Raw genomic sequence first — 17,150 nt, forward strand, 5'->3', positions numbered from 1 at the left:
AGCAGGCGCTGCCCGCCGAGGCCAAGGGGCCTGCGAGGGAGAAGACGGTGAAAACCCAACCCGACAACGTAGAGAGCAGCAGCCGAAGTGGTGCGACCGCGCCCGGCTTCGGTGACGGCTGCCGGGAGGTCCAATCGTGACGCAGCGGGTCATCGGCCTTGATGTCGGCACACATGCAGTAACAGCCGCCGAGTTGAGGCTTGGCCGAGGCGGCCAGGTGACGGTGTCGCGCTTTGGCCAGGTAGCCATCAGGCCTGGCGCGGTAGTGGGCGGCGAAGTCGTCGACAGTGCCGAGGTATCGGCAGCGATCAAGCGCCTCTGGCGCGAAGCCGGATTCTCGTCAAAGCGGGTCGTGGTAGGCGTTGGCAACCAGCGGGTGGTGGTTCGCCCCACCGAGATGCCCGCCATGGCCGACGACGACCTCCGGTCGGCGGTCGAGTTCCAGGCCCAAGAGCTGATTCCGATTCCGCTCGAAGAGGCCGTACTGGACTATCAGGTTCTCGAGCGCTTCATCAGCGACGAGGGCGACGAGATGCTTCGCGTGCTGATCGTCGCCGCTCAAAGAGGAATGGTCGAGGGCCTCATCACCGCTGTCACCGGTGCGGGCTTGGAGACCGTGATGGTCGACCTCGTTCCGTTCGCGCTGCTGCGCTCGCTGGTCGATCTGTCTGGCTTCGAGGAGCTGGACGTAAACGACGCCAAGGGTGAGGCGATCATCTCGATCGGTGCCGGCGTGACGACGATTGTCGTCCACGAATTCGGAATTCCCAGGTTCATTCGAATCGTCGGTTTGGGCAGCAACGAGCTGACCCAGGCCATAGCGGACGAACTAGACGTATCGCTGGACGAGGCCGAGGGTTACAAGCGCCAGGTCACCCTTGGGCTGGTGAACGATCCGCCGTCCACAGCGGCGGCGGCGGTCGTAGAGAGGCGCGTCGCAGCCTTTGTCGAGGAGATCCAGGGCTCACTGGAGTTCCACACCTCGCAGACCCACTCCGCCCCGCTTGGGCGAGTGGTCGTAACCGGTGGTGGCAGGCGTGTCCCAGAGCTGGCAGACAAGCTCGGACGTGCGGTCAACGCCCCGGTTGTCATCGGGTCGCCGTTCGGCCGGGTCGAGATGGGGCGTACCAACCTCACCCCAGAGCAGCTTCGCCAGGCCGAAGACCTGGCATCGGTCGCCATCGGTTTGGCCATGGCCGGCCGCCCAGTCGAGCGCGGTGCTCGTCGTCTGTCGCTGTTGCCGCCTGAGATTCACGAGGCCAAGGAGCAACGTCGCAAGGCGGTGCTGGTCGGCGCCGGCGTGTGCCTGTTCGCCTTCGGCTTGGTGATGATGGGTCAGAACCGACGTTCGGCGGCCACAGAGGCAGACCAGCGTGCGCGCACCGAGGAAGCCCGGGTCACCGACCTCGAAACACAAGTGGCTGAGCTGCAGCCCGTCGCCCAGTTCGAGCAGGTCGTCGAGTCTCGTCAGGCTCTGGTCGAGACCGCCCTGGCTTCCGATGTCGCCTGGACCAAGCTGATCCAAGAGGTGGCGACGGTGATGCCAGAAGACACCTGGATCACCGCCTTCATCGGCAAGGCGCCTTCGTCGACCGAACTCGGCACCATCCAGATTTCGGGCAATGGCTTTGACCACACATCGTCTGCCCGCTGGCTGATGAGGCTGGAGTCGCTCGAATCGATGTCGGGGTTGTGGCTGCCTGCCTCGGTTCGCCGACCGGGCGCCGACGGTGACGATCTGGGAGAGGTCGCCTTCTCGTCCTCGGCGGTCCTGACCGACAGAGCACTGACCTCGAGGCTCGAGCGTTATCTGATCGACGGGGCGGACGACGTGACCATCGACGTCGAGGAAGCAAGTGTCCTCAACGGAGCGCCCGCAGAAGAGCCTGCGGTCGAGGAGGGCTGATGAACCGCAAGTTCATAATGGGAGCGATCGGGATCTCGGTCGTGATCCTGCTGGCCTGGTGGTTCTTGATGTGGAGCCCCGCAGGCAAGGACATCGCAGCGGCCGAGAGTCGTTATGACCTGGCTCAGACGCAGGCATCGTCGCTGACAGCGCAGGTGGCCCGACTTCGCGCCACCGAGGAGAACATGCCCCAGCTGCAGAGCAGGCTTCAGACATTGTCGGCGGCGGTTCCGGACTCGCCTGACATGTACGAGTTCATCCTGGCAGCCAACCAGGCGGGCGAAGAGTCGGCCCTGGACTTTCTGACCATCACCGCCGAAGAGCCCAGGATCGGCAACTCGAGCCTCACCGAGATCGGTATCCAGATCACCGGTGCGGGCGGCTACTTCCAGATGCTCGACTTCATCAACCGTCTGCAGGCCATGCAGAGGGTATTCGTGATCGACAACATGACCGCTTCGGGCGCACCGGTCGAAGGACCCGACGAGCTGGTGGGGCCGCCCGACCTGAACGTCACCTTGAGCGGCCGCCTGTTCGTCGCCACCGCTACCGCCGGTGCCGAGGGGGCTTGAGATGCAACCCGACCCGATGATTCCCGAAGACCGCCACGCAAGGCTCCGTACGGGCCTGCGGCTGGCGGCCGGTATGTCGCTGCTGGTGTTTCTGGCCGCCGCAGTCGCGCCTGCGATGATGGGTGGACCCGCCGCCTCGCAGACCTCCGACACCGCTGGTACCCAGACCCCGTCGGTGGTCGTGTCCAATGCATCGGCCACCCGCACGCAGGTTGCTGCGGCGCAGGTCATCGAGACCTTCGAGGTCTTCGGTGGCAAGAACCCATTCGAAAAGCCGGCCGTGTTCCCGACCGGTTCAGGACGCACCGACACCACCACAACAACGGTTGCCGACGGCGGCGACGGTGGCACGACACCCACCTCTGAGGGGTCGACCGGCACCGACGGCCAGACCGGCGACACCACCACTACGACGGCACCGATCGAGACCGACCCTGTCCGCAACCAATCGGTTGCCCTGATCGAGGTGTTCGATGATGCGGGCACTGTCACCGCGACGGTGCGTGTGGGCAGCACGGTGTATCGAGTTCAGCAAGGCCAGACCTTCGACGGCGCTTATCAGGTGCTGTCGTTGGACCTGGGTACCGGCTGCGGCAGCTTCATGTACGGAGACTCTCGTTTCAACCTGTGCGAGGGCCAAGAGATCCTGAAGTAGTCGATGGGGTCGGCCGATCTCGGTCGGCCCGCACCGACTAGTGCTCGGTACATCGTTCATCGTCGCCAAGGGGGTAGGGGATTGCTCCACCTCGCGACCACCTCGCCGGTGTGCGGGTTTGCCAGCATCCAGTCGCCCGGCCGCTCGCCGTGTTGCAGGCGTGACCCAGTCTTGTGCAGGTGGCTGTGATCGCTGGGGCAACCCAGAGCCAGTAGCGCGATATCGCTGGGCCCGTTGTTCTCCCACTCGATGAGGTGATGTGCGTCGCAGGCACCGACGGTGCGGTCGCAGTGATTTCCGAAGCACCCTCCGTCGCGGATAGCCAGCGCCAGCTTCTGGACCTCGGTGGCGTGGCGGCTGGATCTGGCGAGGTTCACCTCGGCGCCGTCTGCGGCCAGAACCCAAGCAAAGATTTCTGCCTTGCGGTCGACGAGCTGTTGCCACTTCTCGCCAGGCACGGGTTGCCCGTTCAGCGTGTGAGCAACGGCGTCGCGCCGACCGGCCGCCAGTTTCAGGAGATTGTGGGCGTCGATGACCAGATGGGCGCCGGCATCTGCGGCGTCACCGGCCTTGGGTTTGCGCGGAGTGCGTGCATCGAGGACGAGGCTGGCGAACGCGTCCGCCGACCGCTGCACCGGTGTGCGATGTTGCTTGGCACCCTTGTCGCTGCGCTGCCATTGGCTGCGCTCGGCCCGCTCGAACAGCTTGAGGATCGTCTCGCCGACGATGGGGTCGACGACGAGGTTGAACCAGTAGTTGCCGTTTTCGTCGATGCCGTGCGAGAAGCGGCGAAGGTTCTGCTGGCGCAAGAACCTGACCCGCGGCGACGTTTCGTCTTCGTCGCGCTGGGCCTGTTGAACCAGGTGACGTGTGGCGTCGGCGGAGCCGGATTCGATCGCCTGCTCGAGCAGTTCATCGACCCGTTCCGAACCGAGCCCCGAGCGCGTGAGTAGATCGAACTGTTCGAGGTTGATGGTTCCGCGCCGCAACGCCGCTGCGACCTTCGGGAAGTCGCGTCCGAGCGCCGCACGCTTGCGCATTTGTTCTTGCTCACGCCGCGAGGGTTCGGGCCCGTCGTCGGTGTCGGCGTCAGAATCTTGGTCGGGTTGTGATTGCGGTCCGGTTCCTGCCGTTGACTCTGGGCCCGGCTCGTCCTCGGCGCCGCTTGCGGGCGTCGGGTCAGGATCGGGTGGCGCAGGGCGTGCTCGCAGGCGCAACACCTCGAGGGCGTCGACGACGACCGCCTCGTACCCCGCCAGCCTTGCCCTGGTGCGACGAAGCGACCTCAGCGCGGCCTCGACCTCGGGAATCGGCATCGCCAAGAGATCGTCGGCATCGATCAGATCGACACTCAACCGCCTGCGCCTCGTATCCCGGACCCCGCTCGTGCCCAGGTATGTGCCGGTCCCTGTGGACTCCTTTAACACCATGAGCGCATTGTACCGAACATACGTTCGATCAACAACATTGTGTCGAACAAACCAGGAAGGATTTGCTTCGCTAGGGCACGAGCCGGTCGTCGATGAACAGGCAGAACGGATGACCCTCAGGGTCGAGCAGCACTGCGACACCCTCCTGTGGCTGGTGTTCTGCCAGTTCTGCACCCTGCGCGAGCGCCCACTCGACGCCTTTCTCCAGGTCGGCGACGCCGATGTCGATGTGCATCATCATCAGCTGCCGGTCTGGTATTGACGGCCAGACAGGGCGTCGATAGTGCGGTTCCCACTGGAACTCGAGCTTCTGGCTACCGTCGGGCGACCGCAGCATCGCCCAGCCGCCGGTTGAAGGCCTGCCGGGACGGGGCCCTTCCATTCGAACCATGGGCCATCCCAACAACAGTTCGTAGAACCTCGCCAGCGCCAGCGGATCGGCTGCGTCGAGGGTTGGCCCGGACACGCGCATCGACGGTCGTTTCATGACGCGATGGTGGTCTGGTACCGTAGTTCTGTACAACTGGAGTTTCGACGCTCGAGGGGCCGGCATTGAACGAACAAGACAAGATTCCGACCGATGTGGAGGGCATCGTTCATGTGCCGGTGACCTTCGACAGCTGCGACCACGTCGAGGGGCCCTTCTACCACGGCACCAAATCGGTCCTCGAGGTCGGCGACGAGCTGGTTGCAGGCCACGGCTCGAACTTCCACGACGGGCGCGTCTCCAACAACGTCTACTTCTCGGCGCTGCTCGAAACGGCGGTGTGGGGGGCAGAGCTGGCAACGGCGCTGGCAGGCTCGTCAGAGCGGGGACGCATCTATGTGGTCGAGCCGACGGGCCCGTTCGAAGACGACCCCAACGTCACGAACAAGAGGTTCCCCGGCAACATCACCAAGTCGTATCGCACCCGAGATGCCTTGCGAGTAGTCGGCGAGGTCACCGGTTGGCAGGGCCATCCGCCCGAGGTGTTGCAGGGCATGCTCGACAACATCGCCAGGCTGCGCGAACAGGGCCTCGACGTGATCGAGGACTAGTCCGCGACGGGTGGGCGGGCAGGCCGCTCTGTCGAAGGCAGCGGTCCCGTAGGCTTGGCAGGTGGATCTGATCGAGGTACAGGTGCCCCTGGCCGACCGCACCTACCGGGTGGTGGTTGGCGACGGCGCCGTCGCTGAACTGCCGACGCTGATGCCGCCCAAGGCCAAGCGCGCCGCCATAGTCACCCAGGAAGCGATCGAGGTCGATGTCGACCCTGGGATCGAGCACCGGGTGTTCCACATCGGCCAGGGCGAGCAGTCCAAGACGCTGAGCACCATCGCAGAGCTGTGCAGCGCATTCGCACGGTGGGGCCTGAACCGCAACGACGTCGTCGTCGGCGTCGGCGGGGGAATGGTCACCGATGTCGCCGGGTTCGCCGCCGCGTCGTACCACCGAGGCGTGCCTGTGGTCCATGTTTCGACCACCCTGCTGGGGCAAATTGATGCGGCCATCGGCGGCAAGACCGGGGTAAATCTGCCCGAGGGCAAGAACCTGGTCGGCGCCTACTGGCAGCCCTCTGGTGTGGTCTGCGACACCGCCACGCTGGCCACCCTGCCCCCGCGCGAGATGACGTCTGGCCTTGGCGAGATGGCCAAATACCACTTCCTCGGCGGAGACGATCTCGACGGCCTCAGCCTGCCCGAGCGGGTGGCCCGCTGTGTCGAGATAAAGGCCGAAGTAGTCGCCTCCGACGAACGCGAAGGCGGCCGACGGGCCATCTTGAACTATGGCCACACCCTGGGTCATGCGCTCGAAATCGCCGGCTCGTTCGACCTGCGACACGGCGAGGCGGTGGCGATCGGACTCGTGTACGCAGCCGAGTTGGCCAGGCGCTTGGGGCGCATCGACGACCAGCGTGTCGCCGAACATCGGCGCATCGTGGCCGGCTATGACCTCGCCACCTGCATCCCTTCCGGGTTCGACGTCGAAGAGCTGATCACCCTGATGGGCCGCGACAAGAAGGCACTCGACGGCATCACCTTCGTGCTCGACGGGCCCAACGGGGTCGAGCCGGTCGTCGGCGTGGCGCACGATCTATTGGCCGAATCCCTCGAGGCGGTTTCGCAATGAATTTTCTCCAGAGACGAGCTGCGTGCGCCGCAGCCCTGGCCGATCAGGGGGTCGATGCCCTGATCGTGTCGAATCTCACCAACGTCAGATACCTGACAGGCATGGTCTCTTCATCGGCAAAGCTGTTGATACACGCGACGGGCCGCTCGGTGCTGATGACCGACTTCCGCTATCGCGAACAGGCGGCCCTGGCGGCCTCTGCAGACGACATCGAAGCCGCCATCGTCGACAGCACCAGACAGAGCCGTGAACTGGTCGATATCGCTGCGGGCGCGAAGCGGTTGGGGCTCGAGAGCGAGCATGTGACGTGGTCGGCACAGCGCGCGCTTTGCGAACTGGCGGGCGACGGCGTCGAGGTCGTGCCAACCACCGGCCTGGTCGAGCTCCTGCGCACGGTGAAGGAGCCAGAAGAGGTCGCCTTGATCGAACGGGCGGCGCACATCACCGACCAGGCACTCGAGCAGGTGCTCGACATGCTGACCAATCGCCCCACCGAGCGCCAATTCCGCACCGCGCTCGACAGGGCGATGATCGACCTGGGAGCCGACGACCTGTCGTTCGCCACCATCATCGCCTCGGGGCCGAACGCGGCCCGCCCGCACCACAGCCCCGAGAATCGCGTCATCGAGGCCGGTGATCTGGTCGTGGTCGACTGCGGTTCTCTGGTCGACGGATATCACTCGGACATGACCCGCACCTTTTGCGTCGGCGAACCCGACGCCCAGGCGGCTGCAATGCTCGAGCTGGCGACCGAGGCCCATGCGGCGGGGATGGCTGCGGTGCGACCCGGAGTCACGGGCGAACAGATCGACGCGGCCGCCAGGGCGGTGATCGTCGATGCCGGTCGAGGCGACGAGTTTGCCCATGGGGTGGGTCACGGCGTGGGCCTCGACATCCACGAGGTGCCGTTCCTGAGGGGCTCCGACATGGTGCTGCAGGTCGGGCAGGTCGTCACGGTCGAGCCCGGCGTGTACCGTTCCGGGGTCGGCGGCGCACGCGTCGAGGACACCGTGGTGGTCACCGAGGACGGTTGTCGCCCGCTCACCGCATTTGCGAATAATCCGATCGTGGGCTGACGCCCCCACCCAAGCTGCGAGGAAACCATGGCCCAGATCTCCACTGCCGACTTCAAGACCGGCATGACCGTCGATCTGCCCGAGGGGCTCTTCCAGATCTCCGACTTCCAGCACGTCAAGCCGGGCAAGGGCGGAGCCTTCGTGCGCACCACCCTCAAGAACGTGCGCACGGGTGCGGTTCTCGACCGCACGTTCCGCGCCGGCGAGAAGATGGAGCGCGCCATCATCGACAAGCGCGAGATGCAGTACCTCTACAACGACGGGCACAACTATGTGTTCATGAACACCGACACCTACGAGCAGATGGAGGTGTCGCCCGAGACACTCGGTGACACCGTCAACTACCTGATCGAGTCGAACAACGCGAACTTGCTGATGTACGGCACCGAGATCATCGGTGTCGACATGCCGGCGGCTGTGATCATGGAGATCGTGGAGACCGAGCCCGGCGTTCAGGGCGATCGCGTGTCTGGTGCGCGCAAGCCGGCCACCGTCCAGACCGGGTTGGTCGTGCAGGTGCCGCTGTTCGTCGAACAGGGCGAAAAGATCAAGGTCGACACCCGCTCGGGTGAATATCTAGAGCGGGCCAATTGACACCGGCCGACCCCGACGCATCACCCGACCCGTTCGGGCCCGAGGACGAGCCGTCGCGTCGTCGAGACGCGCGTGAGCGCACCGTCGAGGTGTTGTACGAAGCCGAGATGAAGGGTGTTACGGCCGCGTCGGTGCTGGACGAGATGATCCTGACCCCCGACCCGCTCGTCTCCGAACTGGTGGTGGGTGTCGAAGATCACCAGACCGAACTCGACGAGCAGATTGCGAACGCGCTCGACCGCTCGTGGACCTTGGCACGGCTGTCGGTTCTGGACCGCCTCATCATGCGCATGGCCACCTACGAGCTGATTCACCGGCCCGGCGTGCCCGTCGCGGTTGCCCTGAACGAGGCGGTCGAGCTGGCCAAGCTGTGGAGCGGCCCCGAGGCCGGCAGGTTCGTCAACGGCGTGCTGTCTGGCGTCGCCCGCTCGGTCAGAGGCTGAGCTCGGCCCTCTAAGGCCGATATTCCCTCTAAAACCGGCGCGCGGGCATCGAACGCGCGGCTAGGGTTTGCCCCTGACCGTGAAGTGGGTCCGAGAGGCCCGAACGGACAGGAAGGACATCGCGTGGCAGAACGCGAACGACGTGTTGCGCCCCCTTATGGGGGCGTTTTTCATGCCCGGGTTCAGGTTCTCGACGCCGAGCAGGTCTCGCGAGCCATGACCCGCATCGCCCACGAGATACTCGAGCGAAACCATGGCGTCGACGAAGTCGTGTTGGTCGGTTTGCAGACCGGCGGCGCGCCGTTGGCCGACCGCATCGCAGAAGAGCTCAAGCGCATCGAAGGCGCCGAAGTTCCGGTGGGCGTGCTGGACGTAGCGCTGTACCGCGACGACATCGGGCTGCGGCCGGTGCTGCCCGAGGCGGTCACCGACATACCCGGCGAGCTCACCAACAAGGTGGTGGTGCTTGTGGACGATGTTCTGTACACCGGTCGCACCATTCGGGCCGCTCTCGATGCCCTGAACGACTTCGGCCGGCCCAGGGCCGTCCAGCTGGCGGTGATGGTCGACCGAGGCCACCGCGAACTGCCGATCCGGCCCGATTACGTGGGTAAGAACCTGCCCACTCGCCGAGACGAGGTGGTGAACGTCACCCTGGACGGTGTCGAGTTGGGCGAGGTCAGGCGAGGGCAGCAATGAGCTGGAGGTCCAGGCACTTGCTGGCGCTGGACGAGATCGGCGTCGACGGCATCCGCGAGATCCTCACCATGACCGACCGCTTCGTCGAGATCAACGAGCGCCCCATTCCCAAGGTGCCCGCCCTGCGCGGCAAGACGGTGTGCACGGTGTTCTTCGAGGATTCGACGCGCACCAAGCTGAGCTTCGAGACGGCGGCCAAGAGGCTGTCGGCCGACACCATGTCGATGTCGGTCAGCTCGTCGTCGGTGAAGAAAGGCGAGTCGGTCCGCGACACCATCGAGACCATCGAGGCGATGGGCGTCGACGCCTTTGTCGTGCGGCACAAGAGCTCTGGTGTGCCTTGGCAGATAGCCAACTGGGTGGCCCCTCACGTATCGGTGCTGAACGGTGGCGACGGTTGGCACGCCCACCCCACCCAGGGGCTCCTCGACGCCTACACCTTGTGCCAGAAGCTGCAAGGCGAGGCGGGCGCCGAGCCATCGCTCGACGGAGTCCACATCGGGCTGATCGGCGACATCAAACACTCCAGGGTGGCCCGCAGCGATGTTCAAGCCTTCACCGCACTGGGGGCCAAGGTCACCATCGTCGGTCCGCCCACGCTCTTGCCGCCCAGCTTCGAAGGTTGGTCGATGAACGGCCCGTCCATCGAGGTCAGTCACGACCTCGACTCGGTGCTGCCCGGGCTCGACGTCGTGGCCTTGCTTCGCATCCAACGCGAGCGCATGGACCAGGCACTGATCCCCTCCATCGGTGAATACGTCGAGACCTTCGGGCTCAACCGCAGACGTCTTGGCCTGGTGCGTCCCGACGCTGTCATCACACATCCGGGTCCGATGAACCGCGGCGTCGAGGTTGCGGTGGATGTGCTCGAGAACCATCCGGGCACGGTCGTCACCCAGCAGGTGGCCAACGGTGTGGCGGTGCGCATGGCCGTGCTGTTCATGCTGCTCGGCTCGGGGGTGGTGTCATGAGCCGGTTGGTGATTCGTGGCGGCGTCATCGTCGAACCATCGGGCACCACGACCGCCGACGTGGCGATCGAAGGTGGATCGATCGTCGAGGTCGGACCACATCTGGACGCCGCCGATGCCCGTGTGCTGGACGCCACCGGCTGCTACGTGGCGACCGGCTTCGTCGATCTGGCGACCCACGTGGGCCAGCCGGGCGACGAACAGATCGAAACCGTTGCCACAGCAGCCAGTGGGGCGGTGCGTGGCGGTTTTACGGCCATGTGTGTGATGCCTGGTACCGGATCGGCGGTCGACACGGCCGGTGCGGTGCGCGACATGCAGCGGCTGGCACACGGGGTTGCGTGTCGCGTGTTGATACCCGGCGCACTGACCAAGGGCCGCAAGGCCCTCGAACTGGCCGAGATGGCCGAGATGGCTGCGCTGGGCGTGAACATCTTCGGAGACGGTCGCACCATCGCTGACAGCGGCCTGCTGAGGCGAGCCCTCGAGTACGCGGGGTTCCTGGGAGCGACAGTGGCCGTTCACTGCGAAGACCCGGGTCTGGCCGCCGGCGCGGTGATGAACGAGGGCCAGTGGTCGTCGCGCATGGGTGTGCAGGGATCTCCAGTCGAGGCCGAGCGCATCGTCATCGAACGCGATGTCGCCCTGTGCCGCCTGACGGGCACGCCCATTCACATCCGTCATGTCTCGACGGCTGCGGGCGTAGATACTGTACGCCGGGCCAAGGCCGAGGGCTTGGCGGTGACCTGCGACGTCACACCCCACCATCTGACCTCGACCGAGGCCGAGTGCGCTTCGTTCGACCCCGCATGGCGGGTGGAGCCTCCGCTCAGGACGCCGACCGACCTGGATGCGCTGCGCGAGGGCCTGCTCGACGGCACCATCGACGCGATCGCCACCGACCACACACCCGTGGCGCCCGAAGACAAGGAAGAACCCTTCGACCAGGCACCGGCGGGAATGCTCGGTCTCGAGTCGGCACTGCCACTGGTGTTGGCTCTGGACCTTCCGATCGAGGTTTTGTTCGACAAGCTCAGTTGGACTCCGGGGCGGCTGGCCGGGCTGGGCAACCTGCACGACGGCCGAGTGGCCCCCGGCCGAACAGCCGACCTGGTGGTCGTAGACCCCAACCACCAGTGGCAGATCAGCGGCGCCGAGATGGCGTCGCCATGCCGAAACACGCCATATGACGGCCGGGTGGTCAACGGCCGCGCCCGTCACACAATCGCCGGTGGCATCGCCGCCGTAGTCGACTACGAGGAAACATCTTGATAACCGAAACCCAGCTAGTCCTGGCCGACGGCACGATCTTCGAGGGTGAGGCCATCGGCGCCCCCGCAGAGATCGCTTCGGGCGAGGTCGTGTTCAACACCGTGCTGTCTGGCTACCAAGAGGTCATCACCGACCCGTCCTATGCCGGGCAGATCATCACCTTCACCTACCCGCACATCGGCAACTACGGCACAGCCGGTTTCGATGACGAGGCCCGCAAGCCGTTCTGTCGTGGGGTGATCATCCGCGAGATGGCCCGTCGCCGGTCCAACTGGCGAAGCGACGACCACCTCGACGCCTTCTTGCGCAAGCACGGGGTGGCCGCAATCGGCGGGGTCGACACCAGGCGCCTCACACGCCACATCCGCGACGCCGGTGCCATGCCCGGCGCGTTCGGCACTGCCGACACCGACACACTTCTGGCCGCGGCCAGGGCCGAGACCGGCACCGCAGGTATCGACCTGGTCAGCGTCGTCACGACCGACCAGCCATACACCGTTGGCAACGGCCCCAGGAAGGTCGTGTGTTACGACCTGGGCGTCAAGTCGACGATGCTGCGTTATCTGGGCGACATTGCGACCGTCACGGTGGTTCCCGCCGACACACCCGCTGCCGAAGTGCTGGCGATGCAGCCCGATGGGGTGTTCTTGTCGAACGGACCTGGCGACCCCGAAGAGGCCGGAGCCATCGTCACCGAGCTGCCCAAGCTGATCGGGCAGGTGCCCATCTTCGGGATCTGCCTGGGCCATCAGGTGTTGTCGCTGGCCCTCGGCGGCCGCACGTTCAAGATGAAGTTCGGCCATCACGGCGGCAACGTCCCAGTGCAAGACATCCGCACCGGCAAGGTCGAGATAACCAGCCAGAACCACAACTTCGCGGTCGAGGCCGGTTCGGTTCCTGGTGTGACCGAAACCCACGTATGCCTGAACGACGGGGCGCTCGAAGGCCTGGTGGTCGACGATGCGCCGGCGTTCAGCGTTCAGTATCACCCCGAGGCCGGCCCCGGCCCCCACGACAGCCGCTATCTGTTCGACGAGTTCGCCGAACTGATGGACAGCTGGAACCCCGGCGACAAGAACGGAGCCAACTGATGCCTCGTCGCGACGACATCCAATCGATTCTCATCATCGGCTCTGGGCCCATCGTCATCGGCCAAGCGTGCGAGTTCGACTATTCGGGAACCCAGGCGTGCAGGGTGCTTCGTGAAGAGGGCTATCGGGTCATCCTGGCCAACTCGAACCCGGCCACGATCATGACCGACCCCGACTTCGCCGACGCCACCTATGTCGAACCCCTCGATGCCGAGGTGTTGACGAAGATCATCGAGAAGGAACGCCCCGACGCCGTGCTGCCCACGCTGGGCGGCCAGACGGCGCTGAACCTGGCGATGGAACTCGACCAGGCGGGGGTCTTCGAGCGCTTCGGTGTCGAGATGATCGGTGCTTCCAAGGAGGCGATCTCCACGGCCGAAGACCGCGACAACTTCAAGATCGCCATGACCGAAATCGGGCTCGAGTCGGCCCGCTCGGCGATTGCCCACGACATGGAACAGGCCCGTGCCGCAATGGAGGAGATCGGCCTGCCGATCATCATCCGGCCGGCCTACATCCTGGGCGGAAAGGGAACCGGGTTCGCCCACACCCCCGAGGAGTTCGAGAAGGTCGCAGCCCACGGCCTCGAGGCGAGCCCCATCGGCGAGATCCTGATCGAACAGTCGATCAAGGGGTGGAAGGAATACGAGCTCGAGGTCATGCGTGACCACGCGGACAACTGCGTGATCATCTGCTCGATCGAGAACGTCGATCCGATGGGTGTTCACACCGGCGACAGCATCACGGTGGCGCCGGCCCAGACCCTGTCGGATGTCGAGTACCAGCAGATGCGCGACGCCGCGTTCGCTTGTATCCGGCGCGTTGGCGTCGAGACCGGCGGCTCGAACGTGCAGTTTGCCGTGAACCCCAAGACCGGCGAGCAGATCATCATCGAGATGAACCCGCGCGTGTCGCGCAGTTCGGCGCTGGCGTCGAAGGCCACTGGCTTTCCGATCGCCAAGATCGCCGCACGCCTCGCCGTGGGATACACCCTCGACGAGATCACCAACGACATCACCGAGAAGACACCGGCCAGCTTCGAACCCAGCATCGATTATGTGGTCACCAAGATCCCTCGCTGGGCCTTCGAGAAGCTGCCCGGCGCCTCGGGTGTTCTCGGTCCCCAGATGCAGTCGGTGGGCGAGGCCATGTCGATCGGCCGGACCTTCCCCGAGAGCCTCCAGAAGGGAATCCGTTCGCTCGAGCAGGGGCGCTTCGGCCTCAACGGCGACCCGGGCGAGAACGACTATCCCGAGCTCTCCGACGACCAGTTGTTGGCCCAGGCGTGCATCCCTACGCCAGATCGCATCTTCCAGCTCGAGGTGCTCTTGCGCCGGGGAATGTCGATCGACGAAATACACGAGGCCACCGGCGTAGATCCGTGGTTCCTCGATCAGATGTCGATGATCACCGAGGAGCGGGCCGCCATCGAGCAGACCGGGTTCGACGGCATGAACCGTCGGGCATGGCGACGGGCCAAGCGGCTCGGGTTCTCCGACGTCCAGCTCGGATATCTGCTGGGCAAGACCGAGGCCGAGATCCGCGCGGCCCGCCTGGCCCAAGGAGTGAAAGCCACATTCAAGACGGTCGACACCTGCGCCGCCGAGTTCGACGCCCGCACCCCCTACCACTACTCGACCTACGAGGACGAGGACGAGGTCCGACCCGGCACCAAGCCGAGGGTGATGATCCTGGGGTCGGGCCCCAACCGCATCGGCCAGGGCATCGAGTTCGACTACTGCTGTGTTCACGCCAGCTTCACGCTGGCCGAGGCCGGCTTCGAAACCGTCATGGTCAACTGCAACCCCGAGACCGTCTCGACCGACTACGACACGAGCGATCGGCTGTACTTCGAGCCCCTCACCTACGAAGACGTGCTGAACGTGATCGAGGCCGAGGATCCGGTGGGCATCGTGGTTTCGCTGGGTGGCCAGACACCGCTGAAGCTGGCCAACGACCTGCCGCCCGAGCTGATCTTCGGGACCTCACCCGAATCGATCGACCTGGCAGAAGACCGCGAGCGGTGGAACTCGCTGTGTGCCCAGCTCGAAATTCCCCAGCCGCCCGGTGGCACGGCGGTCACCGTCGAGGAGGCCGTGGCGATCTGCGAGCGCATCGGCTACCCGGCGTTGGTGCGCCCCAGCTACGTGCTGGGCGGGCGTGCCATGACCATCGTCTACGGCGAAGACAAGCTGCGCGACGCAATGGCAGAGCTGGCCGGATTCGGGTCGTTGGGCCGCGAGGGTGGCTTGTCGGCCGACCGGCCTGTGCTGATCGACCGCTTCCTCGAAGATGCCGTCGAGGTCGACGTCGACTCGATACGCGACCGCACCGGCGATTGGGTGCTTGGCGGCATCATGGAACACGTCGAAGAAGCCGGCGTGCACAGCGGCGACTCTGCGTGTGCCATCCCGCCCCAATCTCTCAGCCGCCAGACGCTCGACGTCATCGAGGACTACGCGCGCAAGCTGGCCGAACGGCTCGAGGTCATCGGCCTTCTCAACGTGCAGTTTGCGGTCAAGCAGGGTCAGGTGTTCGTGATCGAGGCCAACCCCCGGGCCAGCCGCACCGTTCCGTTCGTTGCCAAGGCCACCGGGGTGCAGCTGGCCAAGGTCGCAGCACGGGTCATGGCGGGCGCGACGTTGGACGAGCTTCGCCAGGACGGTCTGCTAACCGATGCCATCCGCCAAGGTCATGTGGCTGTGAAGGAGGCGGTGCTGCCGTTCACACGTTTCCCCGACGTCGACACCGTCCTGGGGCCCGAGATGCGCAGCACCGGCGAGGTCATGGGTATCGACGCCAGCTTCGGCCTGTCGTTTGCAAAGGCTCAGCTCGCGGCCGGTGATGCGCTGCCCGACAGCGGCACGGTGTTCTTCTCGCTCGCCGATCGCGACAAGGCCATGGGGCTGCAGGCCGCCCATCTGCTGGTCGACCTGGGCTTCGAGATCGTGGCCACCGAGGGCACGGCGGCGTTCCTGGCCGACAACGGCGTGGCCGTCGCCGACACGGTGGCCAAGATCCACGACGACGGCGTCACCACCGAAGGCCTCGACGCCGTGCAGCTGATAGAGGCCGACAAGGTTCAGCTGGTGGTGAACACCCCACGGGGCAGGGGCACCCGCGCCGACGGGTATCGCATCCGCACCGCCGCCACGGCCGCCGGCATTCCGTGTCTGACCACCGTGGCGGCCGCCAAGGCCGCAGCGCTGGGAATGCACGAGCGGCGCAACAGCGAGCTGGTGGTGCGCAGCCTTCAGGAGATCCATGGCGCGTCCTGATCGATCCTTTCTGAAGCGACTCGCCTCGCGGTCGGCGGGCGGCACCGTCGACCTGCGCACGGCCGTGGGCGGAGTCGAGCTGGTGGCGCCCGTCATGACCGCGTCGGGCACTGCCGGCCACGGTGCCGAGTTGGGCGCGTTTCAGGATCTGTCGGCGTTGGGTGCTGTTGTGGTCAAGTCGCTGTCGGCCGAGCCATGGGCCGGCAACCCGGCGCCCAGGGTGCACGAGACCGCGTCAGGGATGATCAACTCGGTGGGCCTGCAGAATCCAGGGTCGAGGCCTGGTGCCGAGACGAACTGCCCGAACTGCTGGATGCTGGCGCCACGGTGGTTGCTTCGATCTGGGGTCGCACCATCGACGAATACAGACGCGCAGCCCAGATATTGGCCGGGGTGAATGGAGTGCTGGCGCTCGAGGTCAACGTCAGCTGCCCCAACCTCGAGGATCGCCGAAAGATGTTCGCTCACTCGTGCGACAGCGCAGCCGCCGTGGTCGACGCCACGAGGGTCGCCGGGTTGCCGCTTTGGGCCAAGCTGAGCCCCAACGTCACCGACGTCACCGAGATTGCGGCGGCGGTTCAAGAGGCCGGCGCCGATGCCGTGACCCTGGCCAACACGGTCATGGGCATGGTCATCGACACCCAGACCCGTCGGCCGGTGTTGGGTGGCGGGGGAGGTGGCATGTCGGGCCCCGGCATCCGCCCCGTCAATGTTCGAGCGGTGTACGAAACCCGCATCGCCTGCCCCGACCTGTCCATCATCGGCGTGGGCGGCGTAGCCAAGGCCGAACATGCTGTCGAGTACCTGCTCGCCGGTGCCTCGGCCGTTCAAGTGGGCACAGCGTCCTTCGCCGACCCTGCAGCCTGCACTGCGGTCGTCGATGACCTGCGGCGGTGGTGCGCCCAGCACGGCATCACATCCACCGCAGAGCTCACCAATGGTGCCCATCGGTGAGCCGCCCTCGACCTGCCGGATCGTCCGACCCGTTCTCGAACACCGGTGTTCCGGCGGCGTCAGACGACGCGCATACACCGGTGTTCGTTCGGAAGGGACG

Annotated in this window: 17 protein-coding genes; 15 read left to right on the forward strand and 2 right to left on the reverse strand. The window is 65.6% G+C overall.

Annotated elements, in window-relative coordinates; genetic code table 11:
* Positions 1 to 136 precede the first annotated feature (136 nt).
* Genes pilM through R2770_00075 form a run of 3 tightly spaced genes read left to right on the forward strand, consistent with a single transcriptional unit; the run spans position 137 to position 3,133 of the window.
* On the forward strand, positions 137 to 1,906 hold the full coding sequence (gene pilM, locus R2770_00065; GenBank protein ID MEZ5278841.1) for a type IV pilus assembly protein PilM: 1,770 nt from the start codon (positions 137 to 139) through the stop codon (positions 1,904 to 1,906).
* A complete protein-coding gene (gene pilO, locus R2770_00070; protein MEZ5278842.1) occupies positions 1,906 to 2,478 on the forward strand; it encodes a type 4a pilus biogenesis protein PilO in 573 nt (190 codons plus the stop codon). The genes pilM and pilO overlap by 1 nt, the downstream gene beginning before the upstream one ends.
* 1 nt (position 2,479) lies before the next feature.
* Entirely contained in the window at positions 2,480 to 3,133 is a 654-nt protein-coding gene (locus R2770_00075; GenBank protein ID MEZ5278843.1) for a hypothetical protein, read from the forward strand.
* A 56-nt stretch (positions 3,134 to 3,189) separates the two neighbouring features.
* Here the strand turns inward: R2770_00075 and R2770_00080 are convergent, their stop codons facing one another.
* Together R2770_00080 and R2770_00085 are read right to left on the reverse strand one after the other, a co-directional pair.
* A complete protein-coding gene (locus R2770_00080) occupies positions 3,190 to 4,488 on the reverse strand; it encodes a DUF222 domain-containing protein (GenBank protein MEZ5278844.1) in 1,299 nt (432 codons plus the stop codon).
* Between the two features lie 145 nt (positions 4,489 to 4,633).
* Positions 4,634 to 5,050 carry a VOC family protein gene (locus tag R2770_00085; protein MEZ5278845.1) on the reverse strand — a complete coding sequence of 139 codons (417 nt, stop codon included), beginning with the start codon at positions 5,048 to 5,050 and terminating at the stop codon, positions 4,634 to 4,636.
* A 104-nt stretch (positions 5,051 to 5,154) separates the two neighbouring features.
* On the opposite strand from R2770_00085, the gene arr reads away from it, so the two are divergent.
* From arr to R2770_00145, 12 genes are all read left to right on the forward strand, one after another.
* A complete protein-coding gene (arr, locus tag R2770_00090; protein ID MEZ5278846.1) occupies positions 5,155 to 5,601 on the forward strand; it encodes an NAD(+)--rifampin ADP-ribosyltransferase in 447 nt (148 codons plus the stop codon).
* A gap of 61 nt (positions 5,602 to 5,662) precedes the next feature.
* Positions 5,663 to 6,673 carry a 3-dehydroquinate synthase family protein gene (locus tag R2770_00095; GenBank protein MEZ5278847.1) on the forward strand — a complete coding sequence of 337 codons (1,011 nt, stop codon included), beginning with the start codon at positions 5,663 to 5,665 and terminating at the stop codon, positions 6,671 to 6,673.
* A complete protein-coding gene (locus R2770_00100; protein ID MEZ5278848.1) occupies positions 6,670 to 7,749 on the forward strand; it encodes a Xaa-Pro peptidase family protein in 1,080 nt (359 codons plus the stop codon). Before R2770_00095 ends, R2770_00100 begins: the two co-directional genes overlap by 4 nt.
* 27 nt (positions 7,750 to 7,776) lie before the next feature.
* Positions 7,777 to 8,343, forward strand: a complete 567-nt coding sequence (gene efp, locus R2770_00105) for an elongation factor P (protein ID MEZ5278849.1) — start codon at positions 7,777 to 7,779, stop codon at positions 8,341 to 8,343.
* Complete coding sequence (nusB, locus tag R2770_00110) at positions 8,340 to 8,786, forward strand: transcription antitermination factor NusB (protein ID MEZ5278850.1); 447 nt, start codon at positions 8,340 to 8,342, stop codon at positions 8,784 to 8,786. Before efp ends, nusB begins: the two co-directional genes overlap by 4 nt.
* Positions 8,787 to 8,909: 123 nt before the next feature.
* Positions 8,910 to 9,485: a bifunctional pyr operon transcriptional regulator/uracil phosphoribosyltransferase PyrR gene (gene pyrR / locus R2770_00115; protein MEZ5278851.1), complete on the forward strand. Its 576-nt coding sequence runs from the start codon at positions 8,910 to 8,912 to the stop codon at positions 9,483 to 9,485.
* A complete protein-coding gene (locus tag R2770_00120; protein MEZ5278852.1) occupies positions 9,482 to 10,456 on the forward strand; it encodes an aspartate carbamoyltransferase catalytic subunit in 975 nt (324 codons plus the stop codon). The genes pyrR and R2770_00120 overlap by 4 nt, the downstream gene beginning before the upstream one ends.
* On the forward strand, positions 10,453 to 11,727 hold the full coding sequence (locus tag R2770_00125) for a dihydroorotase (protein MEZ5278853.1): 1,275 nt from the start codon (positions 10,453 to 10,455) through the stop codon (positions 11,725 to 11,727). The genes R2770_00120 and R2770_00125 overlap by 4 nt, the downstream gene beginning before the upstream one ends.
* Positions 11,724 to 12,818, forward strand: coding sequence for a glutamine-hydrolyzing carbamoyl-phosphate synthase small subunit (gene carA / locus R2770_00130; GenBank protein ID MEZ5278854.1), 1,095 nt, complete (start codon positions 11,724 to 11,726; stop codon positions 12,816 to 12,818). The genes R2770_00125 and carA overlap by 4 nt, the downstream gene beginning before the upstream one ends.
* A complete protein-coding gene (gene carB, locus R2770_00135) occupies positions 12,818 to 16,096 on the forward strand; it encodes a carbamoyl-phosphate synthase large subunit (GenBank protein MEZ5278855.1) in 3,279 nt (1,092 codons plus the stop codon). The genes carA and carB overlap by 1 nt, the downstream gene beginning before the upstream one ends.
* Positions 16,083 to 16,493: a hypothetical protein gene (locus tag R2770_00140; GenBank protein ID MEZ5278856.1), complete on the forward strand. Its 411-nt coding sequence runs from the start codon at positions 16,083 to 16,085 to the stop codon at positions 16,491 to 16,493. The genes carB and R2770_00140 overlap by 14 nt, the downstream gene beginning before the upstream one ends.
* Complete coding sequence (locus R2770_00145) at positions 16,424 to 17,050, forward strand: hypothetical protein (protein MEZ5278857.1); 627 nt, start codon at positions 16,424 to 16,426, stop codon at positions 17,048 to 17,050. Before R2770_00140 ends, R2770_00145 begins: the two co-directional genes overlap by 70 nt.
* Positions 17,051 to 17,150: the final 100 nt, after the last annotated feature.

The organism is Acidimicrobiales bacterium, assembly GCA_041394185.1.
In the GTDB taxonomy this organism is placed as follows: Bacteria; Actinomycetota; Acidimicrobiia; order Acidimicrobiales; family Poriferisodalaceae; genus JAAETH01.